The organism is Jannaschia sp. S6380 (assembly GCF_023015695.1).
Classification (GTDB): Bacteria; Pseudomonadota; Alphaproteobacteria; order Rhodobacterales; family Rhodobacteraceae; genus Jannaschia.
On the sequence record NZ_JALKAS010000001.1, the window covers coordinates 2,427,861 to 2,447,551 of the forward strand.

The 19,691-nt window shown below is 68.1% G+C and carries 18 protein-coding genes; 8 read left to right on the plus strand and 10 right to left on the minus strand.

Annotated features, from left to right (window positions below):
• The first annotated feature begins 3 nt into the window (after positions 1–3).
• Positions 4–243, plus strand: a complete 240-nt coding sequence (locus MWU52_RS12550; protein ID WP_246952523.1) for a hypothetical protein — start codon at positions 4–6, stop codon at positions 241–243.
• Here the strand turns inward: MWU52_RS12550 and MWU52_RS12555 are convergent.
• Complete coding sequence (locus MWU52_RS12555) at positions 240–1,775, minus strand: alpha-amylase family glycosyl hydrolase (RefSeq protein WP_246952524.1); 1,536 nt, start codon at positions 1,773–1,775, stop codon at positions 240–242. The genes MWU52_RS12550 and MWU52_RS12555 overlap by 4 nt on opposite strands.
• Positions 1,776–1,870: 95 nt before the next feature.
• Positions 1,871–2,722, minus strand: a complete 852-nt coding sequence (locus MWU52_RS12560) for an SDR family oxidoreductase (protein WP_246952526.1) — start codon at positions 2,720–2,722, stop codon at positions 1,871–1,873.
• A gap of 152 nt (positions 2,723–2,874) precedes the next feature.
• On the opposite strand from MWU52_RS12560, the gene MWU52_RS12565 reads away from it, so the two are divergent.
• Positions 2,875–3,675, plus strand: a complete 801-nt coding sequence (locus MWU52_RS12565; RefSeq protein WP_246952528.1) for an SDR family oxidoreductase — start codon at positions 2,875–2,877, stop codon at positions 3,673–3,675.
• A 1-nt stretch (position 3,676) separates the two neighbouring features.
• Positions 3,677–4,513, plus strand: a complete 837-nt coding sequence (locus tag MWU52_RS12570; RefSeq protein WP_246952530.1) for an alpha/beta hydrolase — start codon at positions 3,677–3,679, stop codon at positions 4,511–4,513.
• Here the strand turns inward: MWU52_RS12570 and MWU52_RS12575 are convergent.
• The 5 genes from MWU52_RS12575 to MWU52_RS12595 form a co-directional block, all read right to left on the minus strand.
• Entirely contained in the window at positions 4,510–5,913 is a 1,404-nt protein-coding gene (locus tag MWU52_RS12575; protein ID WP_246952532.1) for a trehalose-6-phosphate synthase, read from the minus strand. The two genes, MWU52_RS12570 and MWU52_RS12575, sit on opposite strands and share 4 nt — an antisense overlap.
• Positions 5,906–6,691, minus strand: a complete 786-nt coding sequence (otsB, locus tag MWU52_RS12580; protein ID WP_246952534.1) for a trehalose-phosphatase — start codon at positions 6,689–6,691, stop codon at positions 5,906–5,908. The genes MWU52_RS12575 and otsB overlap by 8 nt, the downstream gene beginning before the upstream one ends.
• A gap of 24 nt (positions 6,692–6,715) precedes the next feature.
• Positions 6,716–7,567 (minus strand): sugar phosphate nucleotidyltransferase, encoded by an 852-nt coding sequence (locus tag MWU52_RS12585; RefSeq protein ID WP_246952535.1) that lies wholly within the window; start codon positions 7,565–7,567, stop codon positions 6,716–6,718.
• A gap of 99 nt (positions 7,568–7,666) precedes the next feature.
• The gene (locus tag MWU52_RS12590) at positions 7,667–9,109 is read right to left on the minus strand and encodes a UdgX family uracil-DNA binding protein (protein WP_246952537.1); all 1,443 of its coding nucleotides are present in this window, start codon (positions 9,107–9,109) and stop codon (positions 7,667–7,669) included.
• 1 nt (position 9,110) lies between these two features.
• The gene (locus MWU52_RS12595; RefSeq protein WP_246952539.1) at positions 9,111–10,343 is read right to left on the minus strand and encodes a putative DNA modification/repair radical SAM protein; all 1,233 of its coding nucleotides are present in this window, start codon (positions 10,341–10,343) and stop codon (positions 9,111–9,113) included.
• Between the two features lie 155 nt (positions 10,344–10,498).
• On the opposite strand from MWU52_RS12595, the gene MWU52_RS12600 reads away from it, so the two are divergent.
• Positions 10,499–10,660: a hypothetical protein gene (locus MWU52_RS12600; RefSeq protein WP_246952541.1), complete on the plus strand. Its 162-nt coding sequence runs from the start codon at positions 10,499–10,501 to the stop codon at positions 10,658–10,660.
• A gap of 13 nt (positions 10,661–10,673) precedes the next feature.
• On the opposite strand, the gene MWU52_RS12605 is transcribed toward MWU52_RS12600, so the two are convergent.
• From MWU52_RS12605 to MWU52_RS12615, 3 genes are all read right to left on the minus strand, one after another.
• The gene (locus tag MWU52_RS12605) at positions 10,674–12,779 is read right to left on the minus strand and encodes a TRAP transporter permease (protein WP_246952543.1); all 2,106 of its coding nucleotides are present in this window, start codon (positions 12,777–12,779) and stop codon (positions 10,674–10,676) included.
• Between the two features lie 75 nt (positions 12,780–12,854).
• Entirely contained in the window at positions 12,855–13,871 is a 1,017-nt protein-coding gene (locus MWU52_RS12610; protein ID WP_246952544.1) for a TAXI family TRAP transporter solute-binding subunit, read from the minus strand.
• Positions 13,872–14,030: 159 nt separating this feature from the next.
• Positions 14,031–14,807: a phytanoyl-CoA dioxygenase family protein gene (locus MWU52_RS12615; RefSeq protein ID WP_246952898.1), complete on the minus strand. Its 777-nt coding sequence runs from the start codon at positions 14,805–14,807 to the stop codon at positions 14,031–14,033.
• A gap of 140 nt (positions 14,808–14,947) precedes the next feature.
• Between MWU52_RS12615 and MWU52_RS12620 the strand changes: the two genes are divergently transcribed.
• The 4 genes from MWU52_RS12620 to MWU52_RS12635 all read left to right on the plus strand — a co-directional run bounded on the left by MWU52_RS12620 (position 14,948) and on the right by MWU52_RS12635 (position 19,664).
• The gene (locus MWU52_RS12620) at positions 14,948–16,744 is read left to right on the plus strand and encodes an adenine deaminase (RefSeq protein ID WP_246952900.1); all 1,797 of its coding nucleotides are present in this window, start codon (positions 14,948–14,950) and stop codon (positions 16,742–16,744) included.
• On the plus strand, positions 16,741–18,225 hold the full coding sequence (locus MWU52_RS12625) for an AMP nucleosidase (RefSeq protein WP_246952546.1): 1,485 nt from the start codon (positions 16,741–16,743) through the stop codon (positions 18,223–18,225). The genes MWU52_RS12620 and MWU52_RS12625 overlap by 4 nt, the downstream gene beginning before the upstream one ends.
• A 113-nt stretch (positions 18,226–18,338) precedes the next feature.
• The gene (locus MWU52_RS12630; RefSeq protein WP_246952548.1) at positions 18,339–18,629 is read left to right on the plus strand and encodes an HU family DNA-binding protein; all 291 of its coding nucleotides are present in this window, start codon (positions 18,339–18,341) and stop codon (positions 18,627–18,629) included.
• Between the two features lie 156 nt (positions 18,630–18,785).
• The gene (locus tag MWU52_RS12635; RefSeq protein WP_246952550.1) at positions 18,786–19,664 is read left to right on the plus strand and encodes a DMT family transporter; all 879 of its coding nucleotides are present in this window, start codon (positions 18,786–18,788) and stop codon (positions 19,662–19,664) included.
• Positions 19,665–19,691 lie beyond the last annotated feature (27 nt).

Below are 19,691 nucleotides of genomic sequence, written 5' to 3' on the forward strand. Positions count from 1 at the left end.
GGCTTGGACCCGCTGGACCTGGTTCGCTGGGCGGCCGCGCTCTGCACGATCGCGGCGGCCCTGATGGTGGCCTGGGGCGAGCCCGCGCGTCTCGTCGCCTGGGGGTTCGTGCTCTTCACGGTCGCCGCGCTCCTGTGGATCGGTGCGTCCGTCGCGGACGGCAAGGCCGATCTGCTGGCGCAGAACGTCGTCCTGCTGGGCGTGAACCTCTGGGGCGTCTGGCGTTGGTGGCGGCGGATCTAGGCGAGCCAGATTGCGCCGGTGCGTCCCGGCATCGTCATCTCGCCCATCGGGCCCGAGGCGAAATCGGCCCGGCCGGGCACTTCGATCTCGGACTGGCCGAAATTCAGGATCACGCGGGCCCTGCCATAGGTTAGCTCGATCACCTCGTCCGTACGGGTCCAGTCGTTCAACGTCACGGATCCCAACATCTCGCGCCGGAACCCGAAGGCGGCGCGATAGAAGGACAGGTTGCTGTCCGCGCCGTATTGCTGCACCGCGACCGAGACCCCCGCCGGCCAGTCCATCGGCAGCCAAGGCTGCGCGATGGAGAAGCCGCGGTCGTCGCCTTCGGCCCAGGGCAATGGCACGCGCGCACCTTCACGTCCGGGGCCGTCGGGCCAGTAGAGCAGGTCGAGTGGATCGGTCACGGCCCATTTCGGCAGGTCCGGCTGCGACAGGCCCAATTCCTCCCCCTGATACACGATCACCGGGCCCGGCGCGGTCGCCAGCACGAAGGCGAGGAACCGGACGTCGCGGTCCGACCCGTCGCCCGCCTTGGCCGCATGGCGCGGCTGATCGTGCGACGACAACCACCAACCCAGCCGCGCCGGGCGCGTCGCCCGCGACAGGATGTCGGCATAGGCGGCGGCGCTTCCCTTCCCGGCCGGAAAATCCGTGGTGTAGGCCGCGTCGAGGCGCCCCGGCTCCGTCAGGCCGCAGGCGAGTTCGACGGATTGGTTGCCCGACGTGACCTCGCCCAGCAGGAACGCGTCGTCCCCGGCCCAGTCGCGGACTTTCTCGACATAGGCGAGGCCGTCGCCGGGCAGGATGTCGTGAGCATGGTCCTGATAGGTATAGGGCACGAAGCTCTCGCCCGCGACCTTCGCGCGCACCTCGGGCGAGGCGGGCGGGTTGTCCTTCATCGACGTGTCGAAGAGGAACGAGGTGATCGCGTCGATCCGGAACCCGTCGACGCCGCGATCGCGCCAGAACCGCATGATCTTCTGCATCTCCGCCTGCACACCGGGGCAGCGAAGGTTCAGGCTCGGCTGATCGGCGGTGAAGTTGTGGTAGTAGTATTGCTCGCGCTTGTGGTTCCACGTCCAGGCGGGCGGCCCGAACTGCGAAAGCCAGTTGTTGGGCGCCGTCCCGTCCGGCTTCGGATCGTGCCAGACGTAGAAATCGTCGTAATCCGGATCGCCCTGGATCGCCCGCTGGAACCACGGACATTCGGTCGAGGTGTGGTTGAACACCTGATCGATGATCAGCTTCATCCCCAGCTCGTGCGTCCGCGCGACCAGCCGGTCGAAATCGTCCAGCGTGCCGAGCGCCGGATGCACCTCCGTATGATCGGCGATATCGTAGCCGCCATCCTTCATCGGCGACGGATAGAACGGCGAAAGCCAGACCGCGTCGGCGTTCAGCCTGGCCGGATGGTCCAGCTTCTGGATGATTCCGTTCAGGTCGCCGGTGCCGGTGCCGGTGCTGTCCCGGAAGGAGCGGGGATAGATCTGATAGATGACGGGGGCGGCGGGCCAGGAACGGTCGGTCAAGCGAAAGGTCTCCTGCGGGATGGGAATGGCCCGCTTCACGCGACGAAGGCGCCCGACGGGGCGCCCTCATCTTTGCCCGGCGACTTAGCGCCCGTTCAGGCGCCGACCACCATGCCGCCATTCGGGTGCAGCGTCTGGCCGGTGTAGTAGTTGCCGTCCGACGAGGCGAGGAACAGAAAGGCGGTCGCCACCTCCCACGGCTGGCCCGCGCGACCCATGGGCGTGCCGGATCCGAAATCCTCGACCTTCTCGGCGGGCATCGTGCCGGGGATGAACGGTGTCCAGATCGGCCCCGGCGCCACGGCATTCACCCGGATGCCCCTGTCCGCCAGGTTCGACGCAAGCGACCGGGTCAGCGCCAGCGACGCGCCACGGGTCATGGAGTAGGTAATCAGCGACCCCATCCCGGCGAAGGCGTTCACCGACGACGTGTTCACGATGGCCGCCCCCTCCTTCAGGTGCGGCAGCGCGGCCTGCGTCGTGAACATGTAGGCCTTGATGTTCGACGCGATCATCCGCTCGATCTTTTCCTCGTCCAGCTCGGCGAAGTCCTCGTCGATCCATTGCTGGGCGCCGTTGTTGATCAGCACGTCCAACTGCCCGAACGTGTCGACCACCTGTTTCACCGTCTGCTCGCAATGCGCCTTGCCGCCGAGGTCGCCCTCGATCAGCAGGCATTCGCCGCCCTCCGCCTCGACCAGGCGCTTGGTCTCCTCGGCGTCCTTCGACTCCTCCAGATAGGCGATGGCGACCTTCGCCCCCTCGCGGGCGAACAGGACCGACACGGCCCGGCCGATGCCGCTGTCGCCGCCGGTGACGAGGGCCACCTTGCCCTTCAGCTTGCCCGAGCCGGGATGGCGCGGCTCGTAATCGGGGGCCGGGTCCATCTTGTGTTCATGGGCCGGCATGCTGTCCTGGGACTGGGCGGGAATGTGGGGGTCGTCCATGTCGGTGGCTCCGTCGTCGTTTGCAGGGTCTGGCGGCAGAACCCGCGCGGCGGCGTGCTTGTTCCGAACGCCCCCCGCCCCCGACGGTCAGGGAACCGATCCATGTCGGGGCGCGCTGTCTTCGGACGCAACCAATGCGATGGAGCATTCCGATGGACCTCGACATCAAGGGCCGCACGGCCGTCATCTCCGGCGGTGCGGGCGACATGGCGCTCGAGACGGCGAAGATCCTGCGGGGCGAGGGCTGCAACCTCGTGCTGACGGATATCGACGAAGACGAGTTGAAGATCGCCGCCGGCAAGCTGGGCGGCGAGGTCGTCACCGTGGTCGCCGATCTGGGCGATCAGGCCGGGGCCGACAAGGTCGCGCAGGCCTGCGCCGATGCCGGCTGGGACTGCGACATATTGGTGCATGCCGCCGGCGTGACCGGCGCCAAGGGCGACCCGCTGGATGACATCACCGAGGACGACTGGAAGCATGCCTGGAACACCGATTTCATGACCGCCGTGCGGATGTCGAAGGCGTTCATCCCCGGCATGCGCAAGCGCGGCTGGGGCCGGGCGGTGTTTGTCGTGTCCGAGAACGTGGCCCAGCCCTATCCGGACGAGGTCGTCTACAACGCCTCGAAATCCGCCGTGCTGAGCTTCACCAAGGGGATGAGCCAGGTCTACGCGCAGCAGGGCGTGCTGATAAACTGCGTGGCCCCCGCCTTCATCGAGACCGACATGACCGACGGCATGATGGAAAAGCGCGCCGAGGAGATGGGCGTGAGCTTCGACGAGGCCGTCGAGACCTTTCTGGAGGAGGAACGCCCGCATCTGACCCTGAAGCGTCGCGGGCAGCCGGAGGAAGTAGCCTTCGTGATCGCCTGCCTGTGCTCCTCGCGCGCGAGCTTCGTGAACGGCTCGAACTGGCGCGTGGATGGCGGCGCCGTCCAGTCGATGAACATCTGAGGTGCCGTTCAACGGCCCCGTCGATCGCGACCGCATCGTCCAGCGGATCGAGGCGCATACGCTGGGCGAGACCCCGGCGGAGATGCGGCGCGGTTTCCGCAACCTGGCGCTGGGCGCGGCGGGGCCGGGCGACGGATCACTCCGTTTCAGGCCGGAAGGGACCGCGTGCGACCTGCCGCCGGTGGTCTGGTTCCATGGCGGCGGCTACGTCTTCGGCGCGCCCGCGACCCATTCGCGGATCGGCCGATACCTGGCCGACACGCATGGCCTTGCCGTGCACCTGCCTCGCTATCGCCTGGCGCCCGAACACCCCTGGCCCGCGCAACTGGACGATGCCTTGTCGGCCATTCCCGACGGGCCGACCCCGATCCTGGCGGGCGACAGCGCCGGCGGGCACCTGGCCCTCGTCACCGCCCTGCGGATGGCGCGCGACGGCCGTGCGCCCCGGGCGCTCCTGCTCTTCTCGCCCAATACCGACCGGACCGAGCAAAGCGGCACGCGTCGCAGCATGGAGGACGGCGATCCGATGGTCGACGATGCGGCGGATCGGCGGCTAGCCCGCATGTGCTTCGGCGACCGCGACCCGGCGGATGTGCAGGTCTCTCCGCTGCTGGACGACCTGTCGCGCCTGCCGCCCACCTGGATCGAGGTCGGCACGCCCGAGGTCCTGCTCGACGATGCGCGGCTCCTGCATGCGCGCGGACAAGCGGCGGGGGCCGATATCGGCATCGCCGTCACGCCGGGCCTGCTGCACATGGCGCAAATCTGGGCGCCGTGGTGGGACGAGGCCTGCCGATCCCTCGATCGGGCGGCGGCCTTCGCGCTCGCCCGTTTCTAGGGGCGTTCGCGCAGCCCGCGCTCGAACGTCCGGGGGGCCTGCGTCAGTCGCGACAGGAAAGACTCGGTCCACCAGCGGATGTCTTGGCGGAAGACGCCGTCGCGCAGGTCGGCATGGCGTTCGCGCCGCTCGGCCAGGGGCATGTGGATCGCCCGGTCGATGGCCTGCGCGAAGGCGCGCGTGTCGAACGGGTTCACCATCAGGGCGGCCCCGCCCATCTGCTCGGCGGCGCCTGCGAAATGCGACAGGATCAGCACGCCCGGGTCCTCGGGGTCCTGCGCGGCCACGTATTCCTTGGCCACCAGGTTCATCCCGTCGGCCAGCGGCGTGACCAGTGCGACGTCGGCCCGCCGATACAGGCCCGCGATCACGTCGCGGTCGACATGGTGGCGAATGTAGCGGATCGGCGTCCAGTCCAGCTCGGCATGGGCGCCGTTGGTCGAACCGGCGGTACGCTCCAGATCCTCGCGGATGTCCTGATAGGCGCTAACATCCTCGCGGCTGACCGGGGCGATCTGCAGGAAGGTCGGCCGCGGGTCGCGGGGCGCGCGGGTCTGCAAGTACATGCCGAACGCGTCGAACCGGTGCACCAGCCCCTTGGAATAGTCGAGCCGGTCGACCCCCAGCAACAGCGGCGCATCCTCGGCCATCTGAAGATCGACGACCGGGGCGCGTGCCGCCGTCTCGGCGAAGTTCTCGGCGTCGATCCCGATGGGGAAGCTGCGGACCGAGAACACCCGGCCCTCGCGGATCCAGCTTCCGTTGTTCAGGATCTGCGCCTTGGGGTCGCTGCGCAGCACGTCCTGCGCGGCGGTCACGTCACGCGAGGTCTGCAGCCCCACGAGGTCATGGGCGGCCAGCCAGCCGCCGATCTGGCCGACCTGCGGCATGGCCATCGCGTCCGAGAGGTTCGGAAACGGGATGTGCAGGAAAAGGCCGATCCGGTTCTCGACCCCCAGCTTGCGCAACTCCTGCGCGACCATCAGGAAGTGATAGTCCTGGATCCAGATCACGTCTTCGGGTTCGGCGGTGGCCGCGACGATGCGCGCCACCCGGGCGTTCACCGCGGCATAGGCGTCGAAATCGCGACTATCGAGCGAGAGGAGGTCAGTGCGGTGGTGAAACAGCGGCCAGAGCACCGAGTTGGAATAGCCCAGGTAGTGACCGCGATGTTCCTTCTTGGTGATGGGAAAGGTCGCGCGGTCATAGGCGCCGCTGCCGATCTGCGTCAGCTTGTCCTCGACCGTGGTGCCGGGTTTCGCCGCCCCGATCCACAACCCGCCCGAACGCGAAAGCGCCTCGTGGATTGCGAAGACGAGACCACCTGCCGGTACGTCGCCCTTGGGAATGCGGTTCGAGACGACGATCAACCGACCCGATCTGGCGGTTCCGTCAGCCAAGCCATCCCCCAAGGAACCTGATCAGATCGGCCGGGTGTTCCAGCCGATGACAGGCCACCGTCTCGGCCGGTCCCACCTTGATCGCCACGCCGCCGCGATCCTGGGCCAGTTCCAGCGCCGGCTCGTCGGTCAGATCATCGCCGGCATAGACCGGCGTCTTGCCGGCGAAGGCACCGGTCGACAGCAGACGTTCCAGCGCGACGTCCTTGCCGACCCCCTCGGGCTTGATCTCGTAGGCCATCAGGGCGGGCTGGATGCGGAACCCGTCCGCCGCCATCGCGAGGCTTTCCATGAACCGCATCGCCAGGGCGGCATGCTCCTCGGCCTGGCGGTAGTGCAGCACTACGCCCGACGGCTTGTGTTCCACCAGGAATTCGGGCCGGAGCGCGGCGAAGTCATCGGCCAGCCGGATCAGGCGCGAAACGGTGGCCCGGTCGAAATCGACGAGTTGGCGATGCTCGCCGTCCGCCCGCATCTCGGACCCATGGGTGCCGATCAGGGGGCCCGCGAAGTCCGGCAGGAACCGCTCCAGCTCAGCCACGGATCGCCCCGAGACGATCGCCACGCGTCCGTCCAGCCGCTCAAGTGCCTGCGCCAGGATCTTCCGCGTCTCGGACGTGACGACGATCCCGTTCGGGCGGTCGGCGATATCGACCAGCGTGCCGTCGAAATCCAGCAGCAGGGCTGCCTCCTCGGGCCGCGGCATCTCGATCTCCGAGCAGTCATCGGCCGAATCGGTCATCAGCCCCATGAAGCCCGTCATCTCGTAATATTCCATCGCACCCTCCCCGATCCGATACGGCTACTCGGCCGCCATGGAAAGATGCCGGTCGCGTCGCGCGGACTGCACCGCCAACGTCGCCTCAACCATGCCGTCCTTGCAACCGCAATCATGACGCTTACCCGAAAAACGGAACGCGTGCACCCGGCCTGCGGCCGCGATCGCGTCGGTCAGCTGAATCTCTCCACCCGCGCCGCGGCCCACGCCCCGCAAGGCGCCGAACACGTCGGACGACAGGATATATCGACCGACCGCGGCGAGGTTCGACGGCGCCTTCTCGGGCGACGGCTTCTCGACGAAGCCGCGGGCGGCCGTCACGACGTCCCCCGTCGCCCCACCGTCGCAGTCGAAGATCCCGTAGCTCGACACCCGGTTGCGGGGCACCTGCTGTGCGGCGACGAGGCTGCCCATCCGGTCCGGATCGAAGGCGGCGGCCATCTCGGCCAGGCAGGGCGTGCCGAGGATCAGGTCGTCGGGCAGGATCACGCCCACCGGCCCGTCCAGGAGATGCGGCGCAGCGCAGAGGACGGCGTGACCCAGGCCAAGCTGTTCCTCCTGCATCACGAAGATCACCTCGACATCCTCGGGAACGCGCCCTTCGCGCACGGCCTCCAGAACATCCTGCTTTCCCTTGGCAGCGAGCGTCGCCTCCAGACGGTCGGCCGGGCGCAGGAACGCCTCGATCGCGCCCTTTTCGGGGTGCGAGACGAAGATCAGCCGCCGCGCCCCGGCCGCCAGCGCCTCCTGCAGGGCGAACTGCAGAAGCGGCGTGTCATAGACGGGCAGAAGCTCCTTCGGGACGACCTTGGTGGCGGGCAACATCCGCGTGCCCAGACCGGCGACTGGAAAGATGACGGTGGGCAGGTCGGACATGGCGGGCGCTCCTTGGGATGTTCGGAAATCAAACTGTTACGCCCCGGCGAGGGTTCCGGCCGATCCGTCCTTCCCTTGCGTTCCAAGGGCCGCACGCGGTCAGGACGCCTCCACCAGCGCGCGTACCCGGCTCAGATCCTGGCGGAACAGTTCCGTCTCATGCGCCCGCGCCTCCTCGGTGGGCAGCCGCAGCAGGAAGCTCGGATGCACCGTCACGAAGAGCAGGCGGCCGTCCCGCGTCTCCTCGATGGCGCCCCGGCGCTTCAGGATGCCCTTGCCGTCGCCGGTCAGCGCATGCAGCGCCGTGGCCCCGAGCGCCACGACGACATCGGGGTCGATGGCCGACAGCTCCTGATCCAGCCACCAGCGGCAGGCGCTGATCTCGCCGGCCGCCGGGCGCTGGTGGATCCGTCGCTTGCCCTTCTGAACGAACTTGAAATGCTTCACCGCGTTGGTGACATAGGCCGACGCCCGGTCGATCCCGGCTTGCCCGGCCACCTCGTCGAAGAGCTGCCCGGCCGGCCCCACGAAGGGACGGCCGGCGATATCCTCCCGGTCGCCGGGCTGTTCGCCCACGAACATCAGCCCGGCATCGGGCGGCCCCTCGCCCCAGACCACCTGCGTTGCCGGCGCATGCAGGGGACAGCGCGTGCAGCCGCGCGCCTGGCGCGCCAGTTCGCCGGGCTCGGGCGTGCCGAACAGATCGGGTCCGGGGGTGCGTGGCATCTCGGGCTCCTTCCGCCTGAGTGAGGCGGGCGACGGCTGCGTCGGCCCCGCCGCCTGCATGGAGGCGACGCGTGCGCGCGCCCCCGCGATCAGGGAGGGAATCGCCTGCGCCTCGGGAAGGTTCCGCCAGTACTTCTTGGGCATCTCGGCGCGCATCGCGTCGGGCTTGAGCCGCGCGGGATTGAAGATGTTGCTGTAATAGGTGGTCCAGAGCTGCTCCAGCGGGTCGGACGCATCGGGCCTGACCGAAGGGACCGCATGCAGCGAAAGCGCCCCGTCGAGATAGGCGATGGTGACCTCGGGCGTGACGATCCGCCAATCCATGTCGCCGAACCGGTTCACGAAGAAATCCGCCACCGGTTCCTCGATCCGGTGGTCGGGCTCGAACCAGGCGGAAAACGCACGTCGCCCGTTTTCGCGCAGGACCGACTCCTCCTCGCGGAAACGGACGAAGGCGTGCATCTTGTGGAGGTCGCGGTGGACCGACTTGGCGATGTCGCGGGCGCGGGCGACGTCGGGGTCGGCGCGGTTGGACAGCAGGCGCGGGTCGGTCTGCAGCCGGACGAGAAGGGAATAGGCCAAGGCGAAGCCCTGCCCGCTCCGCTCGGGGACCAGGCTCCGCGTCAGGTCCGCGAAGACCGAAGGAACCGTCAACGGACGCCCGGCCTCGGGGAGGGGCGCGTCGAACATCGGCACGTCGCCACCTTCAAGACCCCAATCCACTTGGTCGGGCGGGACATCCGACCCCGCCAGCCGCCGGGCCGCGTCGCGCCAGGCGACATAGGTCCCGATCCGCGGCAGGCGGGGGGCATACATCTCAGAACAGTTCCATCTGCTTCGGCTTCACGAAACGGGAACGCAGGTCGGCGGCATCCAGTTGCGTGCCCGGACGATGGCCCCGCGCGACCACGAAGGACTTCGCCTGCTTCACCCGCCCCCCCATCCGGCGGATATCCTCCAGAGAGAGCGAGGCGGACCGGCGGGCGGAGAGGATGCGGTCGACGATCTTGGTGCCGAAACCCGGCACGCGCAGCAGCATCTCGCGCCCCGCGCGATTGACATCCACGGGAAACCGGTCGCGGTTCGCCAAGGCCCAGGACAGCTTGGGATCGATATCCAGATCCAGCATCCCCGCACCGTCCCGGGTGACGATCTCGTCCAGGCCGAAATCATAGAACCGCAGCAACCAGTCTGCCTGGTACAGGCGATGCTCGCGCATCAGTGGCGGATCCACGAGCGGAAGGACGGCGGAGGCATCGGGAATGGGCGAGAAGGCCGAATAATAGACCCGCTTCAGGCCATAGGCCCCGTAGAGCTTGCTCGCATTGCCGAGGATCGTCGCATCGTCGGCCGCATCCGCACCGACGATCATCTGCGTTGACTGGCCCGCGGGCGCGAACTTGCCCCGGCTGCGACCGGTATGGCTCCGATCGGAATAATCCTCCTTGGTCAGGCGGACCCGACCCATGGCGCCACGGATCTGTTCGGGATCCTTCTCGGGGGCGTAAGCCTTGACGCTGGCATCGGTCGGAAGCTCCACGTTGATCGAAAGGCGATCGGCGACAAGGCCGGCGCGTTCGATCAACTCCGGCGCGGCGTCGGGAATCGTCTTGAGGTGGACATAGCCGCGGAACCCGCCCGCGCGCAGCTTCTCGGCAATGCGGACCATCTCCTCCATCGTGTAGTCCGACGATCGGATGATCCCCGAGGAGAGGAACAGCCCCTCGATATAGTTGCGGCGGTAGAACTCGGTCGTAAGCCAGACGACCTCGTCCACGGTGAACCGGGCGCGGGGCACGTTCGACGACACCCTATTGATGCAATAGGCGCAATCGTAGATGCAGTGGTTCGTCATCAGGATCTTGAGCAGGCTGATGCAGCGCCCGTCCGGCGCATAGGCATGGCAAATGCCCGATCCGCCATCGGTCGAACCCAGGCCCTTGCCATCCCGCGAGCCGCGCTTGACCGTCCCTGACGAGGCGCAGGACGCGTCGTATTTCGCGGCGTCCGACAGAAGCGCGAGCTTATCCTTGATCGACATCTTGCCCATATGTTCGATCTATGTTCCTCGCGCGTGAAGCTCAAGGGGAGGGGCGGGAAAGCGGAGGTTTTGACAGAATTGCGCGCGGTTTCCGCCGGATTCTCGACGCTTTTCCGTGCGATCTTCGCCCCGGGTGGCAGTCTTTCCAACGTGAGGTCATCTCGATGACGACTTGCATCAACCTACCGATCGTCGGCACGCAGTGCTTCGGGGAACTGACCGTCCGCTTCGGCGACCGGGTCGTCGACCTGACCCATCCCAGCGTGCCCGCCCTCGGCGTCCTGCTGCTCGTGATCGGCGTCTACGTGTTCCGCAGCCCCGCCTGAGGCGGGGCCCGCCTCAGGTCGCGGCCGGCGCCGAGGTGCCGCCGCCGACCACGCCCCGTATCACCACCGGCAGGCAGAGCGCCCCCGCGATCAGCGTTGTGACCAGGTCCGGCGCCACGAACAGCAGGGCCGCCACCGCCAGCAGCGCGCGTTCCCACGCGCGCAACGGTTGCGTCAGATAGCCCGAGAAGGCCGCCGACAGCGCCGTGATCCCTAGCATCGCCCCCGAGAGCGCCAGGATGAACAGCGGCCAGGTGAAGCCCTGCGTCACCAGCAGCAGCGACGGCGAGAAGACGAAGACGAACGGCACCAGCGCCTTGCCCATCGACAGCCGGAATGCGGTGTTGCCCGCCTTGAACGCGTTCGCCCCCGCGATCCCCGCCGCGGCATAGGCCGCCAACGCCACCGGCGGCGTCACGTCGGCCAGCACGCCGTAGTAGAAGACGAAGAAATGCGACACGATCGGCTCCACCCCGAGCGAGGTCAGGATCGGCGCGGCGATGGCGATCATGATCAGATAGTTCGCCGTCGTCGGGATGCCGCAGCCCATCAGGATGCAGACCACCGCCGTCATCATCAGCGTGAACAGGAGCGTCAGGGTCGAAACCTCCATGATGCCGAACGGGATCAGGTGCTGGACCGATTCGGCCCAGCCGCCGGCGGTCGAGGTCACGAGGTAGACGATCTTGAACCCGACCCCCGTCAGCGTCACCACGCCGATGACGACGCCGACCAGCGCCGCGGCCACCGTGACCGAAAGCGAGTATTTCGCGCCCAGGATGAAGCCGTCCCAGATGTCGATGGCGGTGGATCGGGCGGCCTCGACCGGGTTCCGGATCATGACGTTCTGCAACACCATCACCGCGACGCAGGCGGTGATTCCCCAGAAGGCCGCCGAATAGGGCGTGCGGCCCGACAGGAGGATCCCCACCAGGACGATCAGCGGGATGATGGTCAGCCATTTCGCCTTGAACACGCGCCAGGCGTCCGGCAGTTCCTCGCGGGTCAGGCCGCGCAAACCCAGGCGCTTGGCCTCCATGTGGACCTGCACCAGTACGCCGAAGAAGTGCATGAACGCGGGCACCAGCGCCGCCGTCAGGATCGTGGTCAGCGGCACCTCGAGGTATTCGATCATCAGGAACGCGACCGCGCCCATGACCGGCGGCGTGATCTGGCCGCCCGTCGATGACGCGGCCTCGACCGCGGCGGCGAAATGCTTCTTGTAGCCGATCTTGATCATCGCCGGGATGGTCAGCGAGCCGGTCGTGACCGTGTTCGCAATGGACGAGCCGGAGATGGAGCCCAGCATGGCCGAGGAAAGGACCGACACCTTGGCCGGCCCGCCGGCATAGCGTCCGGCAAGCGCGCTTGCCAGGTCGATGAAAAGCTGACCCAGGCCGATCCGCGTGGCCAGCACGCCGAACAGCACGAAGTGGAACACGTAGGTCGCGATCACGCCCAGCGCGGTGCCGTAGATGCCCTGGCTCGTCAGGTAGAGGTGATTGACCAGGCTGTTCCAGCTGGCCCCCGGATGGACCAGGATGCCGGGCATCGACTGGCCGAAATAGGCATAGGCCATGAACAGGATCGCGATCACCGGCAGGGGCCAGCCCATCGCGCGGCGCGTGGCCTCCAGCAGGGTAACGATCAGGATCGTGCCCATCGTGACGTCGACCGGGCTCGGGTTGCCCACGCGCATCGCCAGCGTGTCGAAGACCCAGGGCACATACATGGCCGAGACGATGCCCCCGACTAGGAACGCCCAGTCCCAGAGCGGCAGGCCCAGCGGCGTCAGCGGACCGTTCGGATCGGGTTCGTCCTGCACCCGGCCCGAGAACGAGAAGACCGCGAAGACCAGGCCCAGCGTGAAGGCCAGATGGATGCCGCGATGCGTCGTCTGCTGCAGGATGCCGAAACCGGCGGTGTAGTAGTGAAAGCAGGCCAGCACGAAAAGCGCGGTGGATGACACGATCAGAACGGGTTTCGACAGCGGCCGGAACCGGACCTCGCTGTCGAACTTCTGCTCGAGGGCGCGCTGTTCCTCCTCGGTCAGGGCGGCCGGTGCGTCCTGATGCGCGGCGGCGCCGCCCGAAGGTCCGGCTGGTCGCGTGTCGGTCATTCTCGCTCTCCCCTGTCCGGGGCGGGGGCGGACATGCGCCGCCCCCGCCCGAGTCTCCTCCCGAAGATCGGCCCGCTACTCGAGAAGTCCGGCCTCGCGATAGAACCGTTCCGCGCCCGGGTGCAGCGGGATGCCGATGCCGTCGAGCGCCGTCTCGGCCGTGATCGAGGCGCCCTTGGCATGGCCGCCATCCAGCAGCTTGCGGGTGTTGTCGTTCCACAGCGCCTTGGTGATCTCGTACACCAGCTCCTCGGGCTGATCGGCCGAGGTGACCCATTGCGCGCCGACGCTGATGGTTGTGACATCCGCGTCCTGGCCCTCATAGGTGCCGGCGGGGATCAGGTCCTCGGCGAAAAACTCGTACTCCCCGAGGATGCCCGCCGCGGCGTCGCCGTCGATCGGCACGATGACGATATCGTCCTGGCTGGCCAGCTCGGCGATGGCGCCGGCCGGAAAGCCGCCGACGAAGAAGAACGCGTCCATCGCGCCGTCGCGCATCCGGTCGGCGGCCTGGCTCGGCTTGAGGTACTCGGCCTCGATATCGTCCTCTGTCAGACCCGCGGCCTCGAGGATGATGCGCGCATCGACCAGCGTGCCCGATCCCGGCTCGTCCAGCGAGACGCGCTTGCCGGCAAGGTCGCCGATACCTTCGATGCCCGCATCGGCGCTGGCGACCAGATGGATGGATTCGGGATATAGGTTGGCGATGGCGCGCAGCTTCTCGACCGGCTCCTGATCCTCCCAGATGCCGGTGCCGGTATGCGCCCAATAGGCGACGTCGGACTGGCTGAACCCGCTCTCGATGGTGCCGCCGGCGATGCCGTTCACGTTGGCGACCGAACCGTTGGCGCTCATCGCGGTGGCGATCAGGCCCGGCGCACCGCAAGCGCCCCCCTCCTCGCAGGGACGCGAGCCCGGCGGGTTCGAGATCGCGTTGGCGATCAGGCCGCCGATCGGGAAATACGTGCCCGACGTGCCGCCGGTGGCGATGCGGAAGAACTGCGGCGCCTGCGCCATCGCGGTCCCGGCCCCCAGCGCCAGCGCGGCGGCGATGCCCGCGGCCTTCAGAAACGTGCGTTTCGATCCTTGCATGTCATTCTCCCCTTTTGGCCCCGCCCGTGCCCCGGTCTTGGGGTGGCGGCGATGCCCCACGGTTCTTCAACTGGGCCCGCGATGCAAGGGCCAGCACGCCAAACGCACGAGCGGATCGCCCCGCCCCATGGCTCCGGCAGGCCCGGCGGAGGCCGGATCTCAGCGATGCAGGATCGTCGGAAACCAGTCCTCGCGCAGCCGGTCCCCGGGTTGCATCCCGTGTCCCGGGAAGGGTGGCGAGGTCGGGCCGGGTCGCGCCACGTAGCGCGCGTCGTCGCCCACGAGGCGCAGCGAAAAGGCCCGCCGGCGCGTGTCCGACCTGTTGCCACGCGCGCCGTGCAGCGTGCCGAAGGTGAAGGCCACGGCGTCGCCCGGCTCCATCGGCCATTCGCGAATGTCCATTCCCTCGGCATCGGGGTCCGGCACCGGCATGTAGTCGCCGCCATCGGCATAGAAATCCGTCTCGGCCAGCCAGCGCGTCGGCAGCACCTGCCGCGGCCAGCGGTGGCTGCCGGCCACGCAGCGCAGCGTCGCATCACCAACGGGATCGAGCGGCGACCAGAAGCTGACCGTCTGCATGCCTTCGACGAAGTAATAGGGCGCATCCTGGTGCCAGGGCGTGGGCTTGGCGGTCCCCGGCTCCTTGACCAGCACGTGGTCGTGGAACAGCTGGACCGTCCGCGATCCCATCAGGTCGGCGGCCGCCCGCGCGGCGGGCCCGTCGCGAATGACGGCCTCGAACTCGGGGATGCGCGACCAGTTGCAATAATCGTCGAAGAAGCGCCCGCCCTCGCCCGGCTTCAGGTTCTCGGCCGCATGGGGGCCGGGTTCGGCCATGTTGCGGGTCACGCCCGCGCGCAACGTCTCGACATGATCGGCGAAAAGTCCGCGCAGCAGCACGACCCCATCGCGCCGGAACGTCTCCGCCTCTTCCATCGTCACTCGCACCACGCGTTGCCCCCGTTTCCGTTCGCACCTGATTAGGCGCATGCGGCCTGATCGATTGTCAAATGGCGGGCCCCCGTCTTTCGCCGCCGTCCGGTTGCGCCCGGCCGCGGGCCGTGACACCCTTTGCCATGACGCCCGAGACGCTTCCCTCCTGGCCCGATGCGGCCGCCTCCCTCATCGCCATTGCCGCCGGTCGCGCGCCGGCCGAGACCGTCATTCGCGGCGGCCGCGTCGTGCTGGTGCAAACGCGCGAGGTGCTGGACTGGCAGATCGCCATCGCCCATGGCCGCTTTGCGTATGTCGGGCCGGATGCGTCGCATTGCATCGGCCCGGGGACCGAGGTGATCGAAGCCGGTGGCGCCCATGTCGTGCCCGGCCTCGGCGACGCGCATATGCATGTCGAATCCGGCATGCTGACCCCGGCCGAGTTCTGCGCCGCCGTCCTGCCCCACGGCACGACGTCGATGTTCACCGACCCGCATGAGATCGCGAACGTCCTGGGCCTGCCCGGCGTGCGGCTGATGCATGACGAGGCGCGGATGCAGCCCTGTTCCATGTTCGTGCAGATGCCGTCCTGTGCGCCCTCGGCCCCGGGGCTAGAGACGACGGGCCACGAGATCGGACCCGACGACGTGGCCGGGGCCATGGCATGGCCCGGCATCGTCGGCCTGGGCGAGATGATGAACTTTCCCGGCGTGGTCGCGGGCGACGGCAAGATGCTGGCCGAGATGGCCGCGACCGCGAAGGCCGGCAAGACGATCGGCGGCCACTATGCCAGCCCTGATCTGGGCCCCGCCTTCCATGCCTATGCCGCCGGCGGCCCTGCCGACGACCACGAAGGCACCTGCGAGGCCGACGCCGTTGCCCGCGTGCGTCAAGGCATGCGGTCGATGATGCGGCTCGGCAGCGCCTGGTACGACGTCGAAAGTCAGATCACCGCCGTGACCGAGATGGGCCTCGACCCGCGCGGCTTCATCCTGTGCACCGACGATTGCATGGCCGGGACGTTGGTGAACGACGGCCACATGAACCGCGTCTATCGGCACGCGGTCGAATGCGGCTGCGATCCGCTGGTGGCGCTTCAGATGTGCACGATCAACACGGCCGCGCATTTCGGGCTGGAACGCGAGTTGGGCAGCATCTCGCCCGGTCGGCGCGCCGACCTGATCCTGACCTCCGACCTTCGGACCCTGCCGGTGGACCGGGTCATGGCATTGGGCCGGTGGGTCGCAAAGGACGGCGCGCTGACCGCGACCTGCCCGCATCTCGACTGGCCCGACGACGCCCGGAACACCGTCCACCTGAAGCACGACCTGACCGCCGATCACTTCGCGATCCGCGCCCCGGACGGCGCGGATGCCGTCACCGCCCGCGTCATCGGCGTGGTCGAGAACCAGGCGCCGACCAAGGCACTCCGGCGCACGCTCCCCGTCCGGGATGGCCGGGTCGAGGGGGATGGCGATACCTGCCAGATCGCGCTGGTCGAACGCCACTGCGCCACCGGCGGCGTGACCAACGCCTTCGTCGCGGGCTTCGGCTATGGCGGGCGGATGGCGATGGCGTCGACCGTGGCGCATGACAGCCACCACATGATCGTCGTCGGCACGTCGCGCGACGACATGGCCCGCGCCGCGAACCGCCTGGCCGAGGTCGGCGGCGGCGTCACGCTCTGGTCGGACGGCACGGAACGCGCGCTGGTCGAGCTGCCGATCGCGGGCCTGATGTCCGACCGCCCGGCGGCCGAGGTCGCGGCGAAGGCCGAGGCCCTGATGCAGGCCATGCGCGACGCCGGCTGCACCCTGAACAACGCCTACATGCAGCATTCCCTGCTGGCCCTGGTGGTGATCCCCGAACTCCGGATCAGCGACCTCGGGCTGGTGGATGTCACGAAATTCGAATTGACCGACCTCATCGAGACGACATGACCCTTCACACCGCACCCATCTGCTCCCCCGACCCGGCCGAGCCGCGCCTGTTCCACGACGCCGCCGCGGCCGTGACCGAGCTTCGCCGCCTCTATGACGAGGCGACCTCCTATCTTCGCGAGGGGTTCCGGAACGCCGTGTCGGGCGAGATGCCCACCTGCCGCTATCGCGCCTACTATCCCGAGATACGCATCGTCACGACCAGCTACGGGCGCGCCGACAGCCGGCTCTCCTTCGGCCACGTGGCGGAGCCGGGCCATTACGCCGCGACCATCACCCGGCCGGACCTGTTCGCCGCCTATCTGACGCAGCAGGTTGAATTGCTGATGCGATCGCATGACGTCCCGGTCAGCATCGGGCAGTCGCGCACCCCGATCCCGATCCACTTCGCCATGCTGAACGATGCCGCGCTGGAGGTGCCGCAGGACGGTGTCCTGCCCTTCCTGATGCGCGACGTATTCGACGTGCCCGACCTGAACACGACGAACGACGCCATCGTCAACGGCGTTGGCTTCACCTTCGAGGACGGCGCCCGGCCGCTGGCCCCGTTCACCGCGCAGCGGGTCGACTATTCGCTGGCGCGGCTGTCGCATTACACCGCGACCGATCCGGCGGATTTCCAGAACCACGTCCTGTTCACCAACTACCAGTTCTATGTCGACGAGTTCGTGGCCTATGGACGCGAGGCACTGCGCGACCCGGCCTCGGGCTATGCCGAGATGGTCGGACCGATGGGCCAGCGGGTGACGCCCGACGACCCCGACGCGCCGATGGTCGACCCGCCCAAGATGCCGCAGATGCCGACCTATCACCTGACGCGGGCGAACGGGCAGGGCATCACGCTGGTCAATATCGGCGTGGGTCCGTCGAACGCCAAGACCGCGACCGACCATATCGCCGTCCTGCGCCCGCATGTCTGGCTGATGGTCGGGCATTGCGCGGGCCTGCGCAACTCACAGTCGCTGGGCGATTTCGTTCTGGCGCACGGATACCTGCGCGAGGATCACGTCCTCGACGACGACCTGCCGATCTGGGTGCCGATCCCGGCGCTGGCCGAGGTGCAGGTCGCGCTGGAGGACGCGGTGGAGCGGGTGACCGCGCTCGAGGGCTACGAACTCAAGCGGATCATGCGCACGGGCACGGTGGCCACGATCGACAACCGCAACTGGGAATTGCGCGAACAGGCCGGGCCCGTTCAGCGCCTCAGCCAGTCGCGCGCGATCGCGCTCGACATGGAAAGCGCCACGATCGCCGCGAACGGATTCCGGTTCCGCGTTCCCTACGGCACGCTGCTCTGCGTCAGCGACAAGCCGCTGCATGGCGAGTTGAAACTTCCCGGCATGGCCTCGGCCTTCTACAAGTCGCAGGTGAGCCGGCATCTTCTGATCGGCATCAGGGCGATGGAATCCCTGCGCGAGATGCCGCTAGAGCGTCTGCACAGCCGCAAGCTGCGCAGTTTCGAGGAAACCGCCTTCCTGTAGTGGCAAAACCGCGCGAAACCTATGAAATACGGCGCACACATTCTTGTGACCCCGTGATCTAGTGGTCTAAGGTCCTTCAAACGCAACCAATCCCCGGGGAGGGAGAATACAAGATGGCCAACAAACCGATGACGAAGACGCAGCTGGTCGCCGCGCTTGCCGAGAAGATGGACACCGACAAGAAGACCGCGACGTCCGCGCTCGACGCCATCACCGGCATCATCACCGAGGAGGTCTCCAACGGCGGTGCCGTGACCCTGCCCGGTGTCGGCAAGATCATGTGCCGCGAGCGGCCCGAGCGGATGGTTCGCAACCCCGCCACCGGCGAGCAGTTCAAGAAAGACGCCGACAAGGTGGTCAAGATGACCATCGCCAAGGCGCTCAAGGATTCCGTCAACTCCTGATCGCGGAACCCCGGGTCCGGCACGGGACCGAATGACGAAGGGCCGCCGCGAGGCGGTCCTTTTTCGTTCGGCGCCCGTCGCGATCCGCCCCCCCACGCCTTGCCCCCGGCGCGAAACCAGCCAGGGTCGGCGCGCCCGCCATCCGCGAAGGACATAATGGACGCCCGCGCAATCCTGTACGGCCTGACCTTCGCACTGATGTGGTCCTCGGCCTTCACCTCGGCGCGTATCATCGTGGCCGAGGCGCCGCCGATCCTGTCGCTGTCGCTGCGCTTCGCGATCTCGGGCGTGCTCGGGATCGCCATCGCCTACGCGCTCGGACAGCGTCTGCGCCTGACCCGGGGCCAGTGGCGCGCGGTGATCGTCTTCGGCCTGTGCCAGAACGCGCTCTATCTGGGCCTGAACTTCGTCGCGATGCAGTGGATCGAGGCGTCGCTGGCCGCGATCATCGCCTCGGCGCTGCCGCTGCTGGTCGCGCTGGCGAACTGGATCCTGTTCTCGGAGCGCACCCGGTTCCTGGGCGTGGCGGGCCTTCTGGCGGGCACGGGCGGGGTCGCGCTGATCATGGGAACGCGCCTGCAGGGCGGCGCCGACGCATGGGGCATCGCCCTATGCGTGGTGGCGGTGATCGCGCTGATGCTGGCGACGCTGTCGGTCCGCGGCGCATCGGGCGGCGGCAACCTGATGATGGTCGTGGGCCTGCAGATGCTGGTGGGCGCCGCCGCGCTCCTGCCTTTTGGCCTGATGGCGGAGACATGGGACGTGACCTGGACGCCGCTCCTGATCGGGGCCTTCGCCTACACGACGCTGGTGCCGGGACTGGCCGCCACCTTCATCTGGTTCCTGCTGGTCGCGCGCATCGGCGCGACGCCGGCGGCGACGTTCCATTTCCTCAACCCGTTCTTCGGCGTGGTGATCGCCTGGGCCCTGCTGGGCGAAAGGCTGGGCCCGCTGGACGCGATCGGGGTGGCGGTCGTCACGCTGGGCATCCTCGCAGTGCAGCTGTCGCGCCTGCCGCGCCGACCCGCACCCTGATTCGCCGCGTCGGGCCCCGGACGCATC

What these genes read in the sequence shown, in the direction of transcription:
- MWU52_RS12560 (WP_246952526.1), bottom strand. Translation starts at nt 2,722, where the DNA reads ATGGACGACCCCCACATTCCCGCCCAGTCCCAGGACAGCATGCCGGCC.
- MWU52_RS12565 (WP_246952528.1), top strand. Translation starts at nt 2,875, where the DNA reads ATGGACCTCGACATCAAGGGCCGCACGGCCGTCATCTCCGGCGGTGCG.
- otsB (WP_246952534.1), bottom strand. Translation starts at nt 6,691, where the DNA reads ATGGAATATTACGAGATGACGGGCTTCATGGGGCTGATGACCGATTCG.
- MWU52_RS12585 (WP_246952535.1), bottom strand. Translation starts at nt 7,567, where the DNA reads ATGTCCGACCTGCCCACCGTCATCTTTCCAGTCGCCGGTCTGGGCACG.
- MWU52_RS12590 (WP_246952537.1), bottom strand. Translation starts at nt 9,109, where the DNA reads ATGTATGCCCCCCGCCTGCCGCGGATCGGGACCTATGTCGCCTGGCGC.
- MWU52_RS12595 (WP_246952539.1), bottom strand. Translation starts at nt 10,343, where the DNA reads ATGGGCAAGATGTCGATCAAGGATAAGCTCGCGCTTCTGTCGGACGCC.
- MWU52_RS12600 (WP_246952541.1), top strand. Translation starts at nt 10,499, where the DNA reads ATGACGACTTGCATCAACCTACCGATCGTCGGCACGCAGTGCTTCGGG.
- MWU52_RS12605 (WP_246952543.1), bottom strand. Translation starts at nt 12,779, where the DNA reads ATGACCGACACGCGACCAGCCGGACCTTCGGGCGGCGCCGCCGCGCAT.
- MWU52_RS12610 (WP_246952544.1), bottom strand. Translation starts at nt 13,871, where the DNA reads ATGCAAGGATCGAAACGCACGTTTCTGAAGGCCGCGGGCATCGCCGCC.
- MWU52_RS12615 (WP_246952898.1), bottom strand. Translation starts at nt 14,807, where the DNA reads ATGGAAGAGGCGGAGACGTTCCGGCGCGATGGGGTCGTGCTGCTGCGC.
- MWU52_RS12620 (WP_246952900.1), top strand. Translation starts at nt 14,948, where the DNA reads ATGACGCCCGAGACGCTTCCCTCCTGGCCCGATGCGGCCGCCTCCCTC.
- MWU52_RS12625 (WP_246952546.1), top strand. Translation starts at nt 16,741, where the DNA reads ATGACCCTTCACACCGCACCCATCTGCTCCCCCGACCCGGCCGAGCCG.
- MWU52_RS12630 (WP_246952548.1), top strand. Translation starts at nt 18,339, where the DNA reads ATGGCCAACAAACCGATGACGAAGACGCAGCTGGTCGCCGCGCTTGCC.
- MWU52_RS12635 (WP_246952550.1), top strand. Translation starts at nt 18,786, where the DNA reads ATGGACGCCCGCGCAATCCTGTACGGCCTGACCTTCGCACTGATGTGG.